Annotated in this window: 16 protein-coding genes; 5 read left to right on the top strand and 11 right to left on the bottom strand. The window is 57.4% G+C overall.

Annotated elements, in window-relative coordinates; all coding sequences use genetic code 11:
- Window positions 1-29 precede the first annotated feature (29 nt).
- Together DCC25_RS06095 and DCC25_RS06085 are read right to left on the bottom strand one after the other, a co-directional pair.
- Window positions 30-3,590 (bottom strand): DNA polymerase III subunit alpha, encoded by a 3,561-nt coding sequence (locus tag DCC25_RS06095; RefSeq protein ID WP_110101019.1) that lies wholly within the window; start codon window positions 3,588-3,590, stop codon window positions 30-32.
- Between the two features lie 552 nt (window positions 3,591-4,142).
- Window positions 4,143-4,970, bottom strand: coding sequence for an SOS response-associated peptidase (locus tag DCC25_RS06085; protein ID WP_110101018.1), 828 nt, complete (start codon window positions 4,968-4,970; stop codon window positions 4,143-4,145).
- A gap of 179 nt (window positions 4,971-5,149) precedes the next feature.
- Here DCC25_RS06085 and DCC25_RS06080 point away from each other — a divergent pair, with 179 nt between their 5' ends.
- Entirely contained in the window at window positions 5,150-6,241 is a 1,092-nt protein-coding gene (locus tag DCC25_RS06080; RefSeq protein ID WP_110101017.1) for an S-(hydroxymethyl)mycothiol dehydrogenase, read from the top strand.
- An 85-nt stretch (window positions 6,242-6,326) separates the two neighbouring features.
- Entirely contained in the window at window positions 6,327-6,971 is a 645-nt protein-coding gene (locus tag DCC25_RS06075) for an MBL fold metallo-hydrolase (protein ID WP_110098236.1), read from the top strand.
- Between the two features lie 87 nt (window positions 6,972-7,058).
- Here the strand turns inward: DCC25_RS06075 and DCC25_RS06070 are convergent, their stop codons facing one another.
- The 6 genes from DCC25_RS06070 to DCC25_RS06045 form a co-directional block, all read right to left on the bottom strand.
- A complete protein-coding gene (locus DCC25_RS06070; RefSeq protein ID WP_110101016.1) occupies window positions 7,059-7,895 on the bottom strand; it encodes a thioesterase family protein in 837 nt (278 codons plus the stop codon).
- 189 nt (window positions 7,896-8,084) lie between these two features.
- The gene (nrdF, locus tag DCC25_RS06065; RefSeq protein ID WP_110101015.1) at window positions 8,085-9,065 is read right to left on the bottom strand and encodes a class 1b ribonucleoside-diphosphate reductase subunit beta; all 981 of its coding nucleotides are present in this window, start codon (window positions 9,063-9,065) and stop codon (window positions 8,085-8,087) included.
- Window positions 9,066-9,139: 74 nt separating this feature from the next.
- Window positions 9,140-11,266: a class 1b ribonucleoside-diphosphate reductase subunit alpha gene (nrdE, locus tag DCC25_RS06060; protein ID WP_110101014.1), complete on the bottom strand. Its 2,127-nt coding sequence runs from the start codon at window positions 11,264-11,266 to the stop codon at window positions 9,140-9,142.
- 17 nt (window positions 11,267-11,283) lie between these two features.
- Window positions 11,284-11,775, bottom strand: coding sequence for a class Ib ribonucleoside-diphosphate reductase assembly flavoprotein NrdI (nrdI, locus tag DCC25_RS06055; protein WP_110101013.1), 492 nt, complete (start codon window positions 11,773-11,775; stop codon window positions 11,284-11,286).
- A 30-nt stretch (window positions 11,776-11,805) separates the two neighbouring features.
- Window positions 11,806-12,051 carry a glutaredoxin-like protein NrdH gene (gene nrdH / locus DCC25_RS06050; protein WP_110101012.1) on the bottom strand — a complete coding sequence of 82 codons (246 nt, stop codon included), beginning with the start codon at window positions 12,049-12,051 and terminating at the stop codon, window positions 11,806-11,808.
- A 553-nt stretch (window positions 12,052-12,604) separates the two neighbouring features.
- Window positions 12,605-13,504, bottom strand: a complete 900-nt coding sequence (locus DCC25_RS06045) for an HAD family hydrolase (RefSeq protein ID WP_158524745.1) — start codon at window positions 13,502-13,504, stop codon at window positions 12,605-12,607.
- 152 nt (window positions 13,505-13,656) lie between these two features.
- Between DCC25_RS06045 and DCC25_RS06040 the strand changes: the two genes are divergently transcribed.
- Genes DCC25_RS06040 through DCC25_RS06030 form a run of 3 tightly spaced genes read left to right on the top strand, consistent with a single transcriptional unit; the run spans window position 13,657 to window position 17,876 of the window.
- Window positions 13,657-15,192 carry a DUF1846 domain-containing protein gene (locus DCC25_RS06040; RefSeq protein ID WP_110101010.1) on the top strand — a complete coding sequence of 512 codons (1,536 nt, stop codon included), beginning with the start codon at window positions 13,657-13,659 and terminating at the stop codon, window positions 15,190-15,192.
- A gap of 39 nt (window positions 15,193-15,231) precedes the next feature.
- Window positions 15,232-16,512: an amino acid deaminase/aldolase gene (locus tag DCC25_RS06035; protein WP_146206425.1), complete on the top strand. Its 1,281-nt coding sequence runs from the start codon at window positions 15,232-15,234 to the stop codon at window positions 16,510-16,512.
- Window positions 16,512-17,876, top strand: coding sequence for a D-arabinono-1,4-lactone oxidase (locus DCC25_RS06030; protein WP_146206424.1), 1,365 nt, complete (start codon window positions 16,512-16,514; stop codon window positions 17,874-17,876). Before DCC25_RS06035 ends, DCC25_RS06030 begins: the two co-directional genes overlap by 1 nt.
- Here the strand turns inward: DCC25_RS06030 and DCC25_RS06025 are convergent.
- Genes DCC25_RS06025 through DCC25_RS06015 form a run of 3 tightly spaced genes read right to left on the bottom strand, consistent with a single transcriptional unit; the run spans window position 17,873 to window position 20,592 of the window.
- A complete protein-coding gene (locus DCC25_RS06025; protein WP_110101007.1) occupies window positions 17,873-18,811 on the bottom strand; it encodes a ribokinase in 939 nt (312 codons plus the stop codon). The two genes, DCC25_RS06030 and DCC25_RS06025, sit on opposite strands and share 4 nt — an antisense overlap.
- A gap of 33 nt (window positions 18,812-18,844) precedes the next feature.
- Complete coding sequence (locus DCC25_RS06020; protein WP_110101006.1) at window positions 18,845-19,627, bottom strand: amino acid ABC transporter ATP-binding protein; 783 nt, start codon at window positions 19,625-19,627, stop codon at window positions 18,845-18,847.
- The gene (locus DCC25_RS06015) at window positions 19,624-20,592 is read right to left on the bottom strand and encodes an amino acid ABC transporter permease (protein WP_110101005.1); all 969 of its coding nucleotides are present in this window, start codon (window positions 20,590-20,592) and stop codon (window positions 19,624-19,626) included. Before DCC25_RS06015 ends, DCC25_RS06020 begins: the two co-directional genes overlap by 4 nt.
- Window positions 20,593-20,599 lie beyond the last annotated feature (7 nt).

The following is a 20,599-nucleotide window of genomic DNA, read 5'->3' as shown; positions in this document are numbered from 1 at the left end:
GTCCCTTCGTTTTTGTTTGTGTCCTGAGATCATGGTTGTGGAGTGCTGTCAAGGGGCGTGGGTTCCCACGTCTCGGGATCTGGAACGGGAATGGGCCGGGCATGGTGGGGTATGACCTTCAGCGGCGGAAGCTTGCGGTCACGGTCTAACCAGGCGGCCCATTGCTCTCGGGTTTTGTCTAAGTAGTCCGGGTCGGGCAGACGTTGCCGGTCATGGAGGTCCCAAGCCCGAACAGCCTGCACATTGACCGCTCGGCGACCGGTTCTACGTGTCGTACCTTCAATGAGCAAGAGACGGGAACCAAACAGCAGGTTGCCGGAGTTATGTTGGGCCTCAGTAAAGAACGTGGTGTCAACGAGTCCGGTCCCGTCATCGACAGAGATAAACACCACCCGACGTCCGCTACGCATCGGCGGAGTTTGAGTAGCAACTCTAACTCCAGCAACCAACACGCGAGATTGAGTGCGCAGGCTCAACAGTTTGTCAGCTGGGGTCACGCCCAGAGCATTCAGATACGGGTAGTGGGATTGCATCAGGTGCGCGGTGGTATCCAAGGCGGTGAGATCTAATTCGGTCGCAACCTGTTCGGTTACCGTCGGAGCAGGAAACAGTGCCGGCAGGCTCGACAGCTCGGTGTCGGGAAGTTCAAAGGCCAGTTGCCCGGGAATTTGACGCGACGGTTTGCGGACTCGACGGCCCGACAGGTCTCCTGTGGCAGAGTCTTGTCGGGCATGTTGGTGTTGCAGATAGTGCACCAGATCGGTCCGCGACAGCCCGTGCGGGGTGATCAGAGCATCGAGAGCACCGAGCTGTGCTAAGTGTTCTAAGGTCCGGCGATGGAGTCCGGAGCGATCGCGCACATCAGCCAGGGTGGTATAGGGTCGTGCCGCGAGGAGACGTTTTCGTTCGGTCGCGCTCATGCCCGAGACCGTCGTCAGCGACAGCCGGATGCCCCAACGCTTTTGGTCGGGCACCCATTCCAGGTGCATGTGCTCAGTGGACCGGTTAATATCGACCGGAAGCACCGGGATACCCAACCGGCGGGCTTCGGCGACCATCACACGTTGCGGATACATACCGGGGTCGTGTTCGAGTACTGCAGCCATAAAGGCTTCGGGGTAATGGGTTTTTAGCCAGGCTGAATGGTAGGTCGGCACCGCGAAGGCTGCCCCGTGTGCTTTACAGAACCCAAATGACCCGAAAGCTGCCAGGGTATTCCACACCTCGTCGATGACTGCGCGGTCCCAACCTCGTTGGTGTGCCCGGGAACGAAAATAGGATTCAACCTTGTCTTGTTGCTCCGAGCCGAGTTGACGACGTAGCTCATCGGCTCGGGCCAGTCCGCAACCGGTCAGTGTATCCAGGGTGCGCAGAATTTGTTCATGGAATACCGTGACCCCGTGGGTCTCTTCCAGAATCCCTTGTAGCGCCGGGTGAGGATAGTGCGCCGGGGCATCTCCGTTGCGGAAATCAAGGAAAGGCCTCACCATGTCGGATTTCATGGGGCCGGGGCGAAATAACGAGATATCAATGATCAGGTCATTGAGGTTTCGGGGTTCCAGTTTGCCGATCAGCTCACGCTGGCCCGGTGATTCAATTTGGAAACATCCGAGGGTGTGGGTACTACCGATCATGTCGAAGGTAGCGCGATCATCGCGGCTGACGTGTTCGAGGTCGATGACTTCCCCGGTGGATTCCTGGATCTGCTGGAGCGTGTAGGCGATGGTGGACTGCATGCGCACTCCCAGCACATCCAGTTTCAACAGCCCCATCGAGTCCATGTCGTGTTTATCAAACTGACTCATGGGCAAATCGATCCCGGAAGGTTGCACCGGGGTGCGATCGAGCAGGGTGGAATCGGAGAGGATCACCCCGCAGGGGTGCATGGAGATGTGTCGTGGCAACCGGTCGAGGCGTTCGGTGATATCAACTAGTAAGTCCAGCTGGTGATTGCCCAAGCTCCGTTGGGCCTGTAACCGGTGGGAGAACTCTGCTAGTTCTGGCATAGTCTCCATGGCTTCTCGAAAATGTGAGGCTGAAAACCGCCACATCTGTTGGGCAATGGCATCGACGTCGTGTTCTTCCATGCCCAGGGCACGTCCAGCATCACGGATCGCCCCGCGAACTCGGTACCCGTTTTGCATGCTCATTAACGTGGTGCGTGAGTCACCGAAGCGATCAAAGATCGCTCGGTAGATCTCGTGGCGTCGGGCAGATTCGACGTCGATATCAATATCGGGCAGAGTCGACCGATCTTGAGAGAGGAACCGTTCAAAGATCAGCTCGTGTTCGATGGGGTCGACATCTGAGATACGTAAAACGTAATTGACCAGCGAGGACGCACCCGAGCCACGGGCCGAGGCACGCACTCCCATGTTCTCAATCATGGCAACCACTTCTGCCACGGTGAGAAAATAGCTGGAAAAATCCAAGTCCTGGATGATGTTCAGCTCGTGTTGCAGGCGATGGGACAGCTGAATTCCGTGGCGGGAATGTTCCGGCACTCCGGGAAAGCGTTGAGTAAGTCCGGCCCGACAACGTTGCGTGAGTTCACGTCCGGGATCTGCGCTCAGACCGATCACCCCGGTTTCTGGCACCCTGGGTTGTCCCCATCCAAGATCGGTTCGAGGATCCAGCACACACCGGCGAGCCAGCTCTTGGGTACGGGTGATCAGCTGACGGGCTCCGCTCAGACCGGTACCTGCCTGATGCGATATTTCGCCAGCCAGCTGGTGCATCTGTGCGGAGCTTTTCAGCCACCCTTGGCCAGTGGGCTGAAGATCGTGTAACTGATCTAAACTGGTCAAGCTACGGGCCGCATCCAGCACATCGGCGGTGGCTGCTTGATCGGGGCTAACATAGCGCACCGCATTGGTGAGCACCGAGGGAAGTCCCAGGTCTTCGGCAACCCGTAAAAACTTCACCGCGTGTGAGGTTGAGAGTCGTTGCCCCGGCGGAGCTAGATGGCTGACAACCTCAATCCACAGCCCACCGTGTGGCAGGATATTTCGCCATTGACGTAGCAACTTCCGCCCGTCGTGGTAACGCCGTTGGGCAAAGGCGCGACCGACCGGTGATTCTGGACCCAGCAGAACATAGAGATCCGGTGCCGGTGCCGTAGTAGAGTAGCCGCCTCCCATGGCATCAGCCAGCTCTGTGACGGTGATGTAGGGGGCTCCCCCGCTGGTTCCGCCCAGCGTGTGTGCATGGGCCTGAGAGATCAGCCGTACCAGCGCACGGTAGCCAGCACCCATATGAGGTGAGGAGCATGACCCGGCCTCATGATGACCGGCTGCCAAAATAGTGAGGCGTCCTAACCGATGGCGTGGGATACGGCCTGGTTTCGGTGCAGGATGATCTCCAGCGACCGCTAGGTTAACTCCCACCACAGGTGCAATCCCGTGATCAAGACATGCGCGGAGGTGCTTTGCCATCCCGTAGAGCCCATCACGGTCTGTGAGCCCTAGAATTTCTGCCCCATCAGCAGCTGCTGCAGCCACTAAATCTTCTGGCCAGGACACACCGTAGTGCGTACTATACGAGCTGGAAACATTCAGATGGGGAAACGGCGAGGTATGCCGGATGCCCATCCCTAAGCGGTTTCCCGTTCGGCAAGCTGGGCACCATCGTGAACCTTAATGAGCCTCCACAGCCCGGAGTCCAGATGATGGGAGACATCCACGGTCATCACCGGTTGCGTGGACGAAGATATAGCGGGTCTGATCTGTAGGCGCCATACTTCGTGATCGATCATCCCTTGGCCCCTACCAGCGACAAAACGTGATTGTTGGGACCACCAGCGGCAACGTTGAAACCAACGCTGTGGTTCAGCGACCACGGTATAGTTTCGGCCCTTGAGATGCAGATGTAAGGGCATGCCGGCCGTGGTGCACACGACCCGAACAGATTGAGTTAACAACCCCATGATGATGCCTTCTTTCACCATACTTCCAATCAATCAGCCTGGTTCTCAGGCCAAATATGCAGAAATGGGAAGCACATGATCGTTGGGAAGGCCGATCATGACCACCAGTCTAAGAGAACATTCGTTCTAACTGCAACTGAACTTATCGGGCTACCAGGGACAAGATAAGAACATTTGATTGGTAGATAAAAGAGGGTGTGCGACCAAGCGAAGGATCTTAGAGTCCTGGAAGATGTTGCGTCTCGACCGGTTTAGTCAGTTCGGGGCCGTTGTTGCGCACATTGCCGACCGCGGTCGAGACCGGGTGCATCTGCCACTGGTCGCCCGCTGTGTCGTAGGCTTGTGCAACCACGGTATCGACCAGAGCTTGGGCCTGATCAGCATTGGTCAATTTCTCCGGCGCCAGCCAGTGGTCCATGGTCAACTGATTCATGGGCAACGGAAACCGATCATGCAGTCCCGCTAGCTCGTCGAGGACCTCGGGGCTACTACCGGGTTCCGGAGAAGCCCCGGTGAGGATCGTGGTAGACAGCACCCAGCCACGCGGATCATCGGTGGCTATTTCAGGGTCAGCCCACCATTCGTATAACCCAGCAAAAAAGATCGGGGCACCGTCTTTGCGGCTCACATAATAGGGCTGTTTTTTCTGGGTGCCTCGTGCAGTGGTACCGGGAAGCTTTTTCCACTCGTAGTATCCATCGACCGGAACCGCGCAACGTTGGGATCGAACGGCAGCACGAAAACTTGGTTTGGTGACCACCGTTTCTGATCTGGCATTGAACGTTCTGGACCCAAAGGACAGATCCTTCGCCCAGCCAGGGACCAGACCCCAGTGTGCCAGATGAACCTCCCGGCGCACGTGTCCGCCGGAATCGTCCGCGTTTTCGGACGTTGCCTCGACCGGTCGCTCCACGACAATCGCTACGTCCTTGGTCGGAGCCACGTTGTAGTCTTCACGGAGTTCTAGCTGTTCTTCCGGGGTGTGAGCCCCTGCGGCTGCAACTAAGTCGCCGATCGCTCGAGCCATCACAAATCGTCCGCACATGGTGCCAGTATGCCACGAGCTGCTCAAGCGTTCATGGTGAAGGACTGATCACAGCTTGCGGTAGCAATAATAAACAAACTCTTATATTTCGGTGCCGAACTGTGATGAGATGGAGAGCAAGGGAAAATTCCCTCTCACAACACTGAGCTTTCGTCAATTGAGGAGCGTGTGTTTCCCTGATGTCCCACCACGTCAAAGCAGCGGTTGTTAAATCCCAAGATGACCCGGTCTCCATTGAAACCATCGTGGTCCCCCATCCTGGGCCCGGTGAAGTCGTCGTCGATGTCAAAACCTGCGGCGTCTGCCATACCGATTACAGTTATGTCTCCGGTGGCGTAGGCGATAATTATCCGTATCTTCTCGGCCACGAGTCCACCGCTGTCGTCTCCGAAATTGGGGAAGGCGTTACCGAAGTTGCTGTCGGCGATAAGGTCATTCTGAACTGGCGAGCTGTCTGCGGTGAATGCCGCGCGTGCCGTAAGGGTGATCTGAAGTACTGTTTCAATACCCACAACGCCACCCAGAAAATGACTCTGGAGGACGGGACCGAACTCGAAGCAGCCCTGGGTATCGGGTCCTTTGCCGAGAAAACCCTTGTTGCCGCCGGTCAGTGCACCAAAATCGATGAAGTCCCAGAGTCTTCTGACGCTGCCGTAGGACTGCTGGGTTGTGGCGTCATGGCAGGTATCGGTGCTGCCATCAATACTGGCGAGATCAAACGAGGGGAAGCTGTGGCAGTCATCGGTTGCGGTGGTGTCGGCATGGCCGCTATTGCCGGGGCACAATTGGCCGGAGCTACCACGATCATCGCCGTCGATATCGAAGATCGGAAACTCGAGCAGGCGAAGCAGTTTGGTGCCACGGAAACGGTCAACTCGAAAAATACCGATCCGGTAGCTGCCATCCAAGAGCTGACCGGTGGGTTCGGAGCCGATGTCGTCATTGAGGCAGTCGGTCACCCTGAAACCTATAAACAAGCCTTCTACTCCCGTGACTTGGCCGGTCGCGTGGTCTTGGTCGGTGTACCACGCCCAGACATGGAGATCACCCTTCCCTTCCAGGATGTCTTCTCTCATGGTGGCGCTCTCAAATCGTCCTGGTATGGCGATTGCTTGCCGTCTCGAGATTTCCCGATGCTTGTTAACCAGTACCGGCTGGGGCGCCTAGATCTCAATGCTTTTGTCACCGAACGAATTGGTCTCGATGACATCAATGGTGCTTTCAAAAAGATGCACGCGGGCGATGTCCTCCGCTCGGTTGTCGAGCTCTAACATCCAGTTTCGTTGCGACACTTTGTGCTCCAAAACCTCTGATTACCCGATACCGACCGTTGAGCGGTCCGAAGGAGAACCGACCATGACAGCCCGCATTGACCACCTCGAAACGTCAGGAACTTTTAGTCTCGATGGCGAAACCCATCAGGTCGACAACAATGTATGGATCGTCGGTAACTCGACCGAGTGCATCATCATCGATCCAGCGCACGATGCCAATGCTGTCCATCAGGCAGTCCAAGGTCGCAACGTCGCCGCTATCCTGCTCACGCACGGTCACGATGACCATATTTCCGAAGCTCTCACAGTTCGTGATTTCGTCGATGCCCCGGTTTTGCTCAATGCTGAAGACCGGATGCTCTGGGACGCGGTCTACCCCGTCCAAGGTCCCGACGGATCTATTCAGGACGGAGATACTTTCACGATTGCTGGTGTCACCTTAACAGCGTTTGAAACCCCCGGTCACTCGCCCGGATCCACCTGTTTCTATTCTGCGGAGCTGGAAGATGGGCAGGGCGCGGTCTTCACCGGTGACACACTTTTTGCTGGGGGGCCCGGTGCTACCGGAGGACGGTCCTACACCAGCTTTGACGCCATCATTAAATCGATTTCCGAGGTGTTGTTGGAGTTGCCTGAATCCACGCGGGTATTGACCGGTCACGGTGAGTCCAGCACCATCGGCACCGTCAAACCACACCTGCAGGAATGGATTGATCGCGGATACTAAAGATTATCGCGAAAACCAATCACAAGCGCTTATTCAGCAGTGGCCGGAGACCTGTCGGGCCACCGGCCACAACGATAGGCATGCATGTTAGGCCCTCATATCACGTACCGACAGTGACTGTTCGGCACGCCCGAGATATCCTTTGCTGTCGGAAAGCACCGTGGAGGTAATCCCCAGACCGTTATCGCCCAACGACACCGAGGTGGCCATCCCCAGCCAGTCCTCAGAGGGTTCGCGCATCAGGTGGATGCTCAGGTCAACGTTGGCGAAATAGACCTCGTCGTGATAGGGCTCGACTGCTGGTGCCAACCCGTTGGCGATATCGATCATCCCGATCGCGTGCGCGAACGGGCTGGTTGGCTCATCCAGGATCATGGGAATCTCCGTATTGGCCCAGATCCGACCGTGTCCCGGCGCGTGATCGTCTGCTGCCCGAGATTGAATGGAGGCCACCAGTCCCCCAGCCCACCGCTTATTGAAGCCGGCATCCGGGGAACACTGATCAATCGGAGCGAGAAGTGTGTCATCATGCAGACGGTGCGCCCGGGACGTATCAGAGGAAATGAGTCGCCAGGTCCGCGCAGTCAGTACCGCACGGCCTTGGGCCTCCACAGTGGACTGAACCAGCTCGATAGTGCGACCGGGGCGAATGTTGCGGGTGGTGACCTTCACTTCGCCGGCATGAAGCTTGCCGAGAATATCGAAACTGATACGTGAGGTGGTGAAGTTCTCACGCGGTTCATAGGCCTCCAGTTCCGCGGCGACCAGGCCAGACACAGCAGCCATGTGCAGTTCATCGTCTTGCCAGGATCCAGTGGCATGTTCTGTTGAGGTGAAATATGAAATCCGAGTTCCCTCAGTGAACTCGGTTGCCCCGGATCGAACGAAATATGCGTGTGGTGTGGAGTGTGTTTCTTCAGCCATAACCGCTATCTAACCACTTTTTCACCACAAATATGAGGTCACACACTCCCGAAGGGACCGAATGACTCTCAAAGAGTCGTCCTGTCAATCTGTTTGACTCTTTGGCGTTGCTTCTCGACGTGGAGCTAACATAGCTCAGCCCCGCAGGTTTCTGCGGGGCTGAGCTATCGTGGTGGCGTGAAGTATTAGTTAGAAGTCCCAGTCGTCGTCTTCGGTTTCCTCAGCTTTACCAATCACGTAGGAAGAACCAGAACCGGAGAAGAAGTCATGGTTCTCATCAGCATTCGGGCTCAACGCCGAGAGGATCGCCGGGTTCACATCGGTGAGGGTATCCGGGAACATGGCCTCGTAACCGAGGTTCATCAGGGCTTTATTGGCGTTGTAGTGCAAGAACTTCTTGACGTCTTCAGCCAATCCCAACTGATCGTAGATGTCGTGGGTGTAGGTAACTTCGTTGTCGTAGAGATCTTGCAGCAGGTCGAAGGTAAATTCCTTCAGCTCTGCCTGGCGCTCCGGGCTATCGTTGACCAGGTTGCGTTGATATTTGTACCCGATGTAGTACCCGTGCACGGCCTCGTCACGGATGATCAGTCGGATCAAGTCTGCGGTGTTGGTCAAACGTGCTTGGGAGGACAGGTACATCGGCCAGTAGAATCCGGAGTAGAACAAGAAGGATTCCAGCATCGTGGAGGCAATCTTGCGCTTCTGGGGGTCATCGCCTTCGTAGTGTTCGACCACCTGGGAGGCCTTGTACTGCAACGTGGGTTCGTCCCCGGCCCAGCGAAACACCTGGTCAATGGCGTCCGTGGAGGCCAAGGTCGAAAAAATCGAGGAGTAGGACTTGGCGTGAACTGATTCCATGAAACAGATATTGGTGTATACCGCTTCTTCATGCGGAGTCAGCGAGTCCGGCATCAGCGAGACCGCACCAATCGTGCCCTGAATGGTATCGAGCAGGGTCAGACCCGCAAAGATCTTCATGGTCACGTCTTTTTCTTGGTCGGTCATTCGCGCCCACGACTGTAGGTCGTTGGAGAGCGGAACTTTTTCAGGCAACCAGAAGTTCGAGGTCAGACGATTCCAGACCTCCAGGTCTTTTTCGTCTTCTATATCGTTCCAGTTAATGGCCTGAAAGTTCGTGAACCGTGCTTTGACTTCTTCAGGTGTCATGATGTCCTTGGTGTCCTTTGGAGCAGATCGTCACGGAGTAGGGAGACAAGTGCGGAACGAATCCGCTCACGACCCTACAGCATGCACGATACGCAACCTTCGACTTCAGTTCCTTCCAACGCCAGCTGGCGAATCCGAATGTAGTACATGGTCTTGATGCCGTGGGTCCAGGCGTAGATCTGAGCCTTGTTGACATCGCGGGTCGTGGCGGTGTCTTTGAAGAACAGTGTCAGAGAGAGCCCTTGGTCCACATGCTGGGTCGCAGCGGCGTAGGTGTCGATGATCTTTTGGTATCCGACCTCGTAGGCATCCTCGAAGTACTCCAAGTTGTCGTTATTCAAGTAGGGAGCCGGGTAGTAGACACGACCCAGCTTGCCTTCTTTACGAATCTCGATCTTGGACGCGATCGGGTGAATCGAGGAGGTCGAGTTATTGATGTAGGAGATCGAACCTGTCGGTGGGACGGCCTGTAGGTTCTGGTTGTAGATCCCGTGGGTCATCACCGAGTCCTTCAGTTCCCGCCAGTCATCCTGGGTCGGGATGTCAATGCCACTGTCGGCAAATAGCTGAGCGACCCGTTCGGTCGCTGGCTGCCACGCCTGGTCGGTGTACTTATCGAAGAACACTCCGGAGGCGTAGTCCGAGTCCTCGAATCCTCCAAAACGTTCTCCGGTTTCGATCGCGATCTTGTTGGAGGCCCGCAACGCGTGGTACAGCACCGTGTAGAAATACATGTTGGTGAAGTCCAGGCCTTCTTCGGAGCCGTAGTGGATGTGTTCGCGTCCGAGATAACCGTGCAGGTTCATCTGCCCCAGACCGATGGCATGCGAGGAGGCATTGCCTTTGGCAATCGAAGGCACCGAAGCAATGTTGGACAGATCCGACACAGCAGTCAGCGCCCGGATCGCGGTCTCCACCGAGCCACCCAGGTCTCCGGAGTCCATAGCTTTGGCAATGTTCATTGATCCGAGATTGCACGAGATGTCCTTGCCCACGAACTCGTAGTCGAGGTTCTCGGCGTAGGTGGAGGCTTCCGAGACCTGCAGGATCTCTGAGCACAGATTCGACATGGTGATCCGACCCTTGATCGGGTTGGCCCTGTTGACCGTGTCTTCAAAAACGATGTAGGGGTAGCCCGATTCGAACTGGATTTCCGCTAGCGTCTGGAAAAAATCACGAGCGTTGATTTTGGTCTTGCGGATCCGAGGATCATCGACCATCTCGTAGTACTTTTCCGTTACCGAGATATCGCTAAACGGCTTACCGTAAACCCGCTCAACGTCATAGGGACTGAACAAGTACATGGCCTCGTTCTTCTTAGCCAGTTCAAAGGTGATATCAGGGATCACCACTCCCAAAGATAGGGTCTTGATCCGGATCTTCTCATCAGCATTTTCGCGCTTGGTGTCGAGGAACCGGTTGATGTCGGGGTGGTGGGCGTGCAGGTATACGGCCCCGGCCCCCTGACGGGCACCGAGCTGGTTGGCGTAGGAGAAGGAGTCCTCCAGTAGCTTCATGACCGGGACCACGCCCGAGGACTGGTTCTCGATGTGCTTGATCGGTGCGCCGTTTTCACGCAAGTTGGTCAGCGACAGTGCCACGCCACCACCACGCTTGGACAGCTGCAGTGAGGAGTTGATGCCACGGGCGATAGATTCCATATTGTCTTCAACCCGTAGCAAAAAGCACGACACTAGTTCGCCCCGCTGTTTCTTCCCCGCGTTCAAGAAGGTTGGGGTGGCAGGCTGGAACCGTCCGCCGATGATTTCATCCAGCAGATTAGTGGCTAGTTGTTCATCGCCACGGCCCAGGTAGAGTGCGTTCATCACCACACGGTCTTCATAGCGCTCCAGGTAGCGTTCGCCGTCGAAGGTCTTCAGCGCATAAGAGGTGTAGAACTTAAACGCTCCCAAGAAGGAGGGAAAACGGAACTTATATGCGTAGGCACGGTCGAAAAGTGAGTCAATAAATTCTTTCGAGTATTGCTCGAAAGTCTCTGGCTCATAGTAGTCGTGCTCAATGAGGTACTTAATCTTCTCATCGGTGCTGTGAAAGAAGACAGTATTCTTATTGACGTGCTGTAAGAAGTACTGTCGAGCAGCAGCGTGATCGGCCTCAAACTGGATCTTGCCGTCGGGCCCGTAGAGATTGAGCATGGCGTTCAGCTCGTGGTAGCCCATGTTCTGCCATGCTTCGGGCATCGATTTAGCGGACTGAATCAATTCTTGTTCCGTGACTGCTGTTGCCAAAATTCTTCCAATCCTTCTTTAACGCGGGCAACGTCGGAGGCGGTGCCCATCAGTTCAAACCTGTACATTACCGGTACCTGGGTCTTGGCGGAGATGATGTCGGCACCCAGGCAATAAGCATCGTAAAAATTGGTATTTCCAGAACCGATCACGCCTTGAAGTAGGTCCCGGTTTTTTTTGAGGTTGAGGAATTTGATGACCTGTTTGGGGACGGCCCCGCGACCGTCTCCCCCACCATAAGTGGGAAGCAACAGCACAAAAGGTTGTTGTGCTTCGAGGGTGGGTTCTTTGGTCATCAACGGCAACCGGGCGGTTACCCCAGCTGGTAGCTGAAGTTTTTCCACGAAATGGTGGGTGTAGCCTGACGCCGATGAAAAATAGATCAGCCGAGCATTGGTGGTCTGCAGCTGCTGCTGTTCTGGGGAGCGAATAAATGAACGATCTGCGACCGCGGTGCTCATCTCGTGACTCCCTCCTGACAGAAAAAGGTGTTAGGCGACAGTGGTGGCCTGCTGCTGGCCAAGCTCAGCAATCTTGTCGGGACGGAAACCTGACCAGTGGTCACCTTCGGTCATCACGACAGGAGCCTGCATGTAGCCCAGTGCACGCACCTGCTCCAGTGCCTCGATGTCTTCAGACATGTCGACCACCTTGTACTCGATACCCTTCTTATCCAGGGCACGGTAGGTAGCGTTGCACTGAACGCAGGCTGGCTTGCTGTAAACGGTCACGCTCATGATCTATCTCCTGAAAAACAAGGACGGTTTTTTCAAAGCAACGCTTGACAACCAATCCGGGGTTCTTGGTCTCTTTATTCGATCTGCCAGGTCATGTACGTTGTGGCGATCGATCTTGTTTAATACTACATCTAGGGATGAGCTTTGCAAGCAACCACAATATCCTGTGGATTACATGCCTGTAACTCCTCCACAGGCTTGTCCACAGAACATGAGGGTGAATGGCAGATGAACAGCAGTTGCGCATCCGCACGAACGCGCGCTTCTGACTCAACACCACGCAGGGTATCCACAACGTGTGCATGAGGTTGTCCACCCAAAAATCGCCAAAAAGTTTCTTATCTCACCCCGCGTGTCGCGCGTCGTAATCTGACAAAACACAATCCCTAGTGGACTCCATAACGGAAAACCACTAGGGATTGTGTCTAAGGGGCGCCGGTGGTGAAGATCGCCAGAATATAACTATGAGTCGTGCAGGAGCCCTGAAACGACCACCACCATGAGAGCTGACGCAGACCGAGCGTCTGGCGTACTCGGCCTGTCGATGTCAGGTCTAAGGCGCGTATTCCACGAGTGCTTCCATCAAGGCAATCACTCCGTGATCTGTATTGGCGCCAATCGCAAAATCTGCCACCTCGAATACCTCAGGATGAGCATTAGCGACCACGACCGAGGTGCCAACGCCTTTAAGCATCTGCAGATCATTGAGGTAATCTCCCACGGCCATGCAGTCTTGTAGTGAGACCTCGTGATGCTTTCCCAAAGCGGACAACCCCGTGGCTTTACTGACGCGGGAATCCATGATGTCAACCCATTGGCGTCCCGAGCGCACGATATCGACAGTGGCGAGTTGCTCAGTATTTGCGGCATGCTCTTCGAGACTCCTCAGGAACCGTTGGTATTGATCCGCGTCGGGAATGTAGACGGCCATCTTCACGACGTCAAACTCTGCACGACCGACGGCGCTCACCAGCTCATCGTCATACCGCAGGCTCCGGTAATAGGCCTGAATGGCCTCGAACAGGGACGGATCAACCTGGCGAATGAGCGCTTCCGCAGCTGAACAGACCACCACCCCTACCCGGTCTAGTCCGGTCGTGGCAGCGGTGATCGCCCCTAATGTGGCCATCACCGTGGGCTTGTTCCACGATTGGGTGGCGATAACCTGGCCTTGACTGGCGACCACAGCACCGTTTTCCGCCACGAAGTCGCTGATCGTTTCGTCTGAAGCAAACATCTCTGACAAGGTCGCCAGCTGGCGCCCCGAGCTGGGCACCACCTGACATCCCGCCCGATGTAGATCCTGGGCTAATGACCAGAACGAATCCGGAATTCTCTTGGCCCCGTCCAGCAGGGTCCCGTCCATATCCAGGGCCAGTAACCGGGGAAAACGAGCCTCGGGATCCTGTCTGACATACTCCACAATCGCCGGCCATGCCGTTGTTGCGTTCATAACTGTCTTCCTCATTCTCACCTATCCACCGGGGCAAGAATAGTCCTCGCCGTCTGGCCTCATCCTCGCTACTGCTCAACTCACCGGCTAATCTCACATCACGCGGCGGGGTGTCAGGTTTGTCCCAGCAGAAGGTGCTTGAATGGACAGACATGACCACACTGCGTGAATTCGTTGCTCCAGAGCCATCCACCATTCACCCTCACGGTTTCGACCCGCAACGCTACATTGAGTTACAGTCACGCTATATTATCGAACGTCGCGAGAAGATCGGCGGCAAACTCTACCTCGAAATGGGTGGGAAGCTCTTCGATGATTTCCACGCTTCCCGAGTCCTTCCCGGTTTCACCCCGGACAATAAGATCTCGATGCTCCATCAGCTCCGCGATGAGCTGGAAATCCTCATCTGTGTCAATGCTTTCGATATCCAAGGTCAGAAGATTCGTGCCGATTTAGGCATTACCTATGAAGAAGATGTGCTACGGCTCATCGACGTGTTTCGCGAACGCGGATTCCTGGTGCAGAACGTCGTGATTACACAATATTCAGACGATAATGCCCTCGCGAAAGACTTCTCTCGTCGCCTCGGCAATGCCGGACTGCAGGTCTCGCACCACTTCACCATTCCCGGATACCCCAATGACACGTCCCGGGTGATTTCCGACGAAGGATTCGGACAGGACGAATTCGCCGAAACGACCCGAGACCTGGTGGTCGTCACCGCACCGGGACCGGGGTCTGGCAAATTGGCGACCTCGCTATCGCAGATCTATCACGAGTACCAACGAGGTGTCGTCGCCGGCTATGCCAAGTTTGAAACCTTCCCGATCTGGAACCTCCCCCTAGAACACCCGGTTAACCTCGCCTATGAGGCCGCTACCGCCGACCTCGACGATATTAACGTGATCGACCCGTATCACTTGACCGCCTATGACGAAAAGGTGACCAGTTATAACCGCGACGTCGAGGTCTTCCCCCTGCTAAAGGCGATGCTGGAAAAGCTCTCGGGAACATCGCCCTATCAGTCGCCCACCGATATGGGCGTGAATATGGCCGGTCGGTGCATCAGTAACGATCTCGCCTGCCAGCACGCCGCTCAACAAGAGATCATCCGGCGCTGGTATAAGGCCAAGGTCGATGAATTCAAAGCCGATATCGACGACACCGTATCATCCCGGATTCGGATTGTGATGGCCAAAGCCGGGGTGGAGCCTCATGACCGCGTGGTGGTCGCACCTGCCCTGGAGCGGGCTGAGAAGAGCGGCCAGCCGGCCAGCGCCATGCAAGTCGCCGACGGCAAGATTATTACCGGCAAGACCTCACCGCTGTTGGGGTGTTCCGCGGCGATGTTGCTTAACGCACTGAAGTACTTGGCCGGCATTGACGATCACCAACACCTGCTGTCTCCTGAGTCGATTGAGCCGATCCAGACCCTGAAAACCCAGCACTTAGGTTCGAAGAACCCGCGTCTGCATACCGATGAGGTGCTCATTGCGCTATCGGTCTCGGCCGCTTCCAATCCCACGGCAGCCCGAGCCATTGACCAGATCAAGAATCTGCGTGGCTGCGATGTACACACCACGACTATTCTGGGCTCGGTGGATGAGGGCATCTTCCGGTCCCTGGGGATGCAAGTCACCTCCGAGCCAAAGTATCAGCGCAAAACACAGCTGTATCACAAGCACTAAAAACCATCCGCTGGGCCGGTGGCACGATATGCTATCAGTGTGACAGAACACACATTGCTTGCTCATCGCCAGCCCGCCACCCCGGACGCTGCCACCGAGTTGCTCGGGCTCAGCGACCTGGCTACCACCAGCGATACACCCAGCGCGCAGCAACGGTCCGGCTTTGCGGAGATGGCTCGCGCTATCACGGGGTTCAGCGCGCCCCTGGGTGTGCTAGACCGGCGGGCGTTCACCACCAATGTTGCTACCCTGCGCAACCGTGCCGACGGGGTCCCGCTGCGGGTGGCTTCTAAATCGGTGCGTTCTGTGCCGGTGCTTCATGCGGTGTTGCGTGTGCCGGGTTTTCAGGGGGTTCTGGCCTATTCACTGCGCGAGTCGATCTGGTTGGTGCGTGACGGTCTGGATGATGTGGTGGTCGCCTATCCCAGCGTCGATACCGCGGTACTGACAGAGCTGATCAGCGACCAGACACTCAGCGATGCCATCACCCTGATGGTCGACCACCCTGACCACCTCGGGCTGCTGGCTTCAGTGCACCGCCAGGCGGGCTCGCCGCCCCACCGGTTTCGAGTCTGTTTGGACCTGGATTGTTCCTACCGGTTTGCGGGCTTGCACTTAGGGACCCGGCGCTCGCCCATTCACCACCGCCAGCAGGCGGTCAACGCAGCCCGTGCAGTGATCGCGACCCCGGCGCTCAACCTCGTGGGGATCATGGGCTATGAGGCTCAAGTGGCCGGGGTGAACGACACCAGCCCTGCGGTGCGGATGCTGAAGAAGCTCTCGGTGCCTGAACTGACCGCCCGCCGTGGTGCGGCGGTGTCCGCTATCGGCGAGCTGACCGAGCTGGAATTCGTCAACGGCGGGGGCACCGGCTCGGTGGAGTCCACCAGGATTGATCCGTCAGTCACCGAGATCACGGTCGGCTCAGGGCTCTACGCCTCCCACTATTTCGATCACTACACCACCTTCACGCAGCGCCCGGCTACCTACTTCGTCTTGGATATCACCCGGATACCGGCACCCGGGTACGTCACCGCCGCCGGTGGCGGATGGATTGCCTCCGGAGCACCCGGTCCAGACCGGTTACCGGTTCCGGTCTACCCCGAGGGGTTACGCCTGACCTCGCGGGAGGGTGCCGGCGAGGTGCAGACCCCAATGACCGTAGCTGCCGGTCACCAAGTGGGTATTGGCGACCGAGTGTGGATGCGCCATACCAAGGCCGGAGAGCTATGTGAGCATCTCAATGAATTGCACGTCGTTGATGGCGCTGACCATCTCGGAGTGGTCACGACCTATCGCGGAGAAGGACAGATGTGGTGATGGCAATACCACGGTGGTTACCATGTCGAAAACCCATCGGATCACAGCGGAATTGGTCGGGTCATTACCGGTGGAGCCCGCGCACCACCCTGAATCCTAGGTCGGTGGAGGAACTACAGGCCATTCTCACCCGGGCCCGAACCACCGGCCGGCAGGTACGTCCGGTCGGTTCTGGACATAGCTTTTCGGCCGTCGCGGTCGGTGAAGACATCCAGGTGCTCACCGATCATCTCAGCGGGCTAATCGACTTCGATCATCGCGCCGGGCGGGTGACGCTAGCAGCCGGTACAAAGTTGTGGCAGATCCCGCACCTGTTGGCCGGCACGGGGTGGGCGATGGAGAATCTCGGTGATATTAACCGCCAGTCCATTGCCGGGGCCATCTCCACCGGAACTCATGGCACCGGACTCCGGTTCGGTGGGCTTTCCTCCCAACTTGCCGGATTGGCTATGATCACCGGCGACGGCGAGCACCTGAAAGTTTCCGATCAACACCCGCAACTGCTGGACGCCTTGCGGGTGACCCTGGGCGCTTGTGGTGTCCTCACCGAGGTCACCCTGCAACTGGTCCCCGACTATGATCTGCACACCAGCCAGTGCTTGCAACCCATCGACGAGGTACTCGATGGGTGGGAACAGCTGAACACTGACAACGACCACTTTGAGTTCTTTTGGTTCATGCGTAGCCAGCAGGCGGTCACCAAAACCTCTCGTCGGCTTCCCGCCGGAACCGTGGCACAGACTCAGGCCGGGCATTCCCGCCTCGTGCAACGAGGTCAAGACCTCACCGGGCTGGTGCGCGAGGAGGTGATCAGTAACGCCGGATTCGCTGCGATCTGCCGGCTGGGCAATCTGGCACCGCAGGTGACCCCACGGCTCAATGACCTCACCACTCGGGGGTGGGGTCAATCCGAGCGGATCAAGAATTGGGCGACTGCTTTTGCTTCACCGCGGCGAGTACGGTTCAACGAGACCGAGTTCGCCGTAGATTTCCAGGCAGTTCCCGAAGTACTACGCGAACTTGACCGAGCCCTGCGTGATCGGGGCTTATCAGCCACATTCCCGATCGAGGTGCGTAGTGCGGCCGCCGATAGCGGATGGTTAGCCACCAGCCAGGGTCGAACCACCGGCTATATTGCCGTGCACCGGCACGCCCCAGAGGATTTCGCCGACTACTTTGCCACCGTCAGCGAGGTGATGTCGGCGTATCAGGGCCGGCCTCACTGGGGTAAGTGGCATACACTGACCGCCGAGCAGTGTGCTACACGCTATGAACACTGGGAGGATTTCCTCCGGGTGCGTCAATGTCTGGATTCCTCCGGGACGATGCTGAGTCCGCATCTGCGCGAGGTGTTCGGTCTCTAGCGGATAGCGTCCAGAATGGCCGGAACCTTTTCCTCCAGGTCCGGCTGTCGTGTGGGGTAACCTTGGGTGCCCTGGGACTCACAGGCGAAGGATCCGGCGACGGTGCCCCAGGCGGCTGCCGTGACCACGTCTTCGCCAGCGACCAAGGCCGCCACCAGGGCTCCCGTGAAAGCATCCCCGGCGCCAGTGGTATCGACCACGTCGGTGTCTCGCGCCGGCACCGTCACCAGCTTCTGGCCCTGCTGAGTACACACCTGGCTCCCGCGCTCGCCCAGGGTCACCACCACATCAAGGTGATAGCGCTGGGAGAGTCGAGTAGCCAGATCAACGGTGCCCAGACCCGAGGTATCGCCACTCAACGTGGTGGCTTCAATCTCATTGACCACCAGCACGTCGGTGTACTCCAGCACCTCAGCGTGAGTGGTTGCCGGGGCAGCGTTGAGCACAGTGCGAGCACCAGCCCGCTGCCCAGCGCGGAGTCCGGCCACCACGGTGGGGTAGGGAATCTCCAGCTGGGCCAGGACGAGATCATCGGTGCTGACTTGGTTCAACGCCGCGACGGCATGGTCGGGATGCAAGGCAGCATTGGCTCCGGCGGCCACAATAATGCTATTTTCCCCGGCCGGATCACGCTGGATGGTGGCAATGCCGGTGGGATGGGACTCCACCTGGGTCATCAGCGAGGTATCGAGACGGGGTTCGGACGTGATGGTCTCGAAGATCAACTCAGCTTCGACATCAGTTCCGAGACATCCCACCAGATGCGTTCTCGCCCCGTAGCGTGCGGAGGCCACCGCCTGGTTGAGTCCCTTTCCGCCCAGTGAGGCGGAAGTGTCCTGGGCAAGAATGGTCTCCCCTGCCCGCACGATGTGTTCGACCAACAGATAACGGTCCACATTAGCGCTACCCAGCACGTAAACCTGTGGCTCGGCCATGAGCTGCTCCCTTCCCGACGGCCCAGCCCGACACTAACGTCGGATACTGGCTAAGAATTCCTGGGTGCGACGTTGCTGGGGGTCTTCGATGACCTGCCCGGCCTCCCCTGCTTCGACCACGACTCCCCCGTCCATGAACACCACCGTATCGGCGACATTCCGCGCAAAGCCCATTTCGTGGGTGACCACCAACATGGTCATTCCATCCTCGGCGAGCTCGCGCATCACGGTCAAGACTTCTCCGACTAGCTCTGGGTCCAGCGCCGAGGTGGGCTCGTCGAACAGCATCAGTTTCGGGTTCATCGCCACCGCCCGAGCGATGGCGACACGTTGTTGCTGACCACCCGAAAGCTGGGCCGGATAGGCGGTGGCTTTCGCAGCCAGACCCATTTGGGCCAAGAGCTTCTTCGCGGTGGCTCGGGCCTTATCCAGGGGCTGCTTTTTCACCTTGACGGGTGCCTCGATGATGTTCTCCAACGCCGTGCGGTGCGGGAAGAGGTTGAACTGTTGGAACACCATGCCAATCTCAGAGCGCTGGGCGGCGGCCTGTTTCGGCGTGATTTCGTGCAGTACCCCGTTCTGTTCCCGGTAGCCCATCAGTTCTCCATCGACGTAGAGTCGGCCGGCGGTGATCTGCTCCAGGTGATTCACGCATCGTAAAAACGTGGACTTGCCCGAGCCCGAGGGGCCAATCAGACAGGTGACTTCTCCGGGGTCAACCTGTAGATCGATGCCTTTGAGCACGTCCAGATCTCCGTAGGACTTCCAGATCTGCTGAGCATCAATCATGGGTGTCAGGCTGGCTTGAGCATTCATCGGTTACGACGCTCCTTGTCTGCGGAGTTGACCAGGGTGATGTTGGAGGGGAAATCACCTTCCGCGTCGGCCAGTGCGGCCAACTGACGTGGCGTCAGTTCGCGGGAGACTCCCTTGTTGAAATGCTCTTCCAGGTAGTGTTGTCCGATCATCAGCACCGAGGTGATCGCCAGGTACCAGGTGGCTGCCACCAACAGCATCGGCACCGGATCAAACAGCGCATTGGCAATATCCAGCGACCGGCCGTAAAGCTCCAGCGAGTACGGGATTGCCACGACCAGGGAGGTCGTTTTCAGCATCGAGATCAGCTCGTTGCCGGTGGGTGGAATGATGATGCGCATCGCTTGCGGCAGGATGGTGCGACGCATGGTCAGCCACCAGCCCATGCCCAACGCTTGGGAGGCTTCCACCTGTCCTTCGGGGACCGCTTGAATGCCGGAGCGGACAATTTCGGACATGTACGCGCCTTCATTGAGCGATAGGCCGACCACGGCCAGGACGAACATATTCGACAGCAACGACTGCACGTCGATCTCGGCAAATCCGAGGTTGATTGACTGGTACAACGAGCCGGCCAGCCCCCAAAACACCAACTGGACGTAGATCGGGGTGCCACGGAAGATCCACAGGTACAGCCACGCCACCGATTTGAGCACGATATTCGGCGACATCCGCATCACCGCAGTGACCGAGCCGAGGATGACGCCGAACAGCATCGACAGCACGGTCAGTGCCAGGGTATGTCCGGCGGCGTTGATGATGCGGGTGTCAAACAGGTAAGACCGGTAGACGTCCCATCCGTAGTTCTCGTTGTTCAGCGCCGAGATCACGAACCACAACAGCAATCCGGCCACCACGGCGGCGGCTACCCACCGACCGGGATGGCGCAAGGGCTTGGCGCGAATGGGTTCGGGCCTAACCGCTCGGCTCTCGGGTGATGTCTTAGCTGTGGTGTGATCTGTCATGTGCTGG

Source organism: Auritidibacter sp. NML120636 (assembly GCF_003185945.1).
GTDB lineage: Bacteria > Actinomycetota > Actinomycetes > Actinomycetales > Micrococcaceae > Auritidibacter > Auritidibacter ignavus.
The sequence above is the reverse complement of the archived record's forward strand: the minus strand, read 5'-3'. Positions and strand labels throughout refer to the sequence as shown.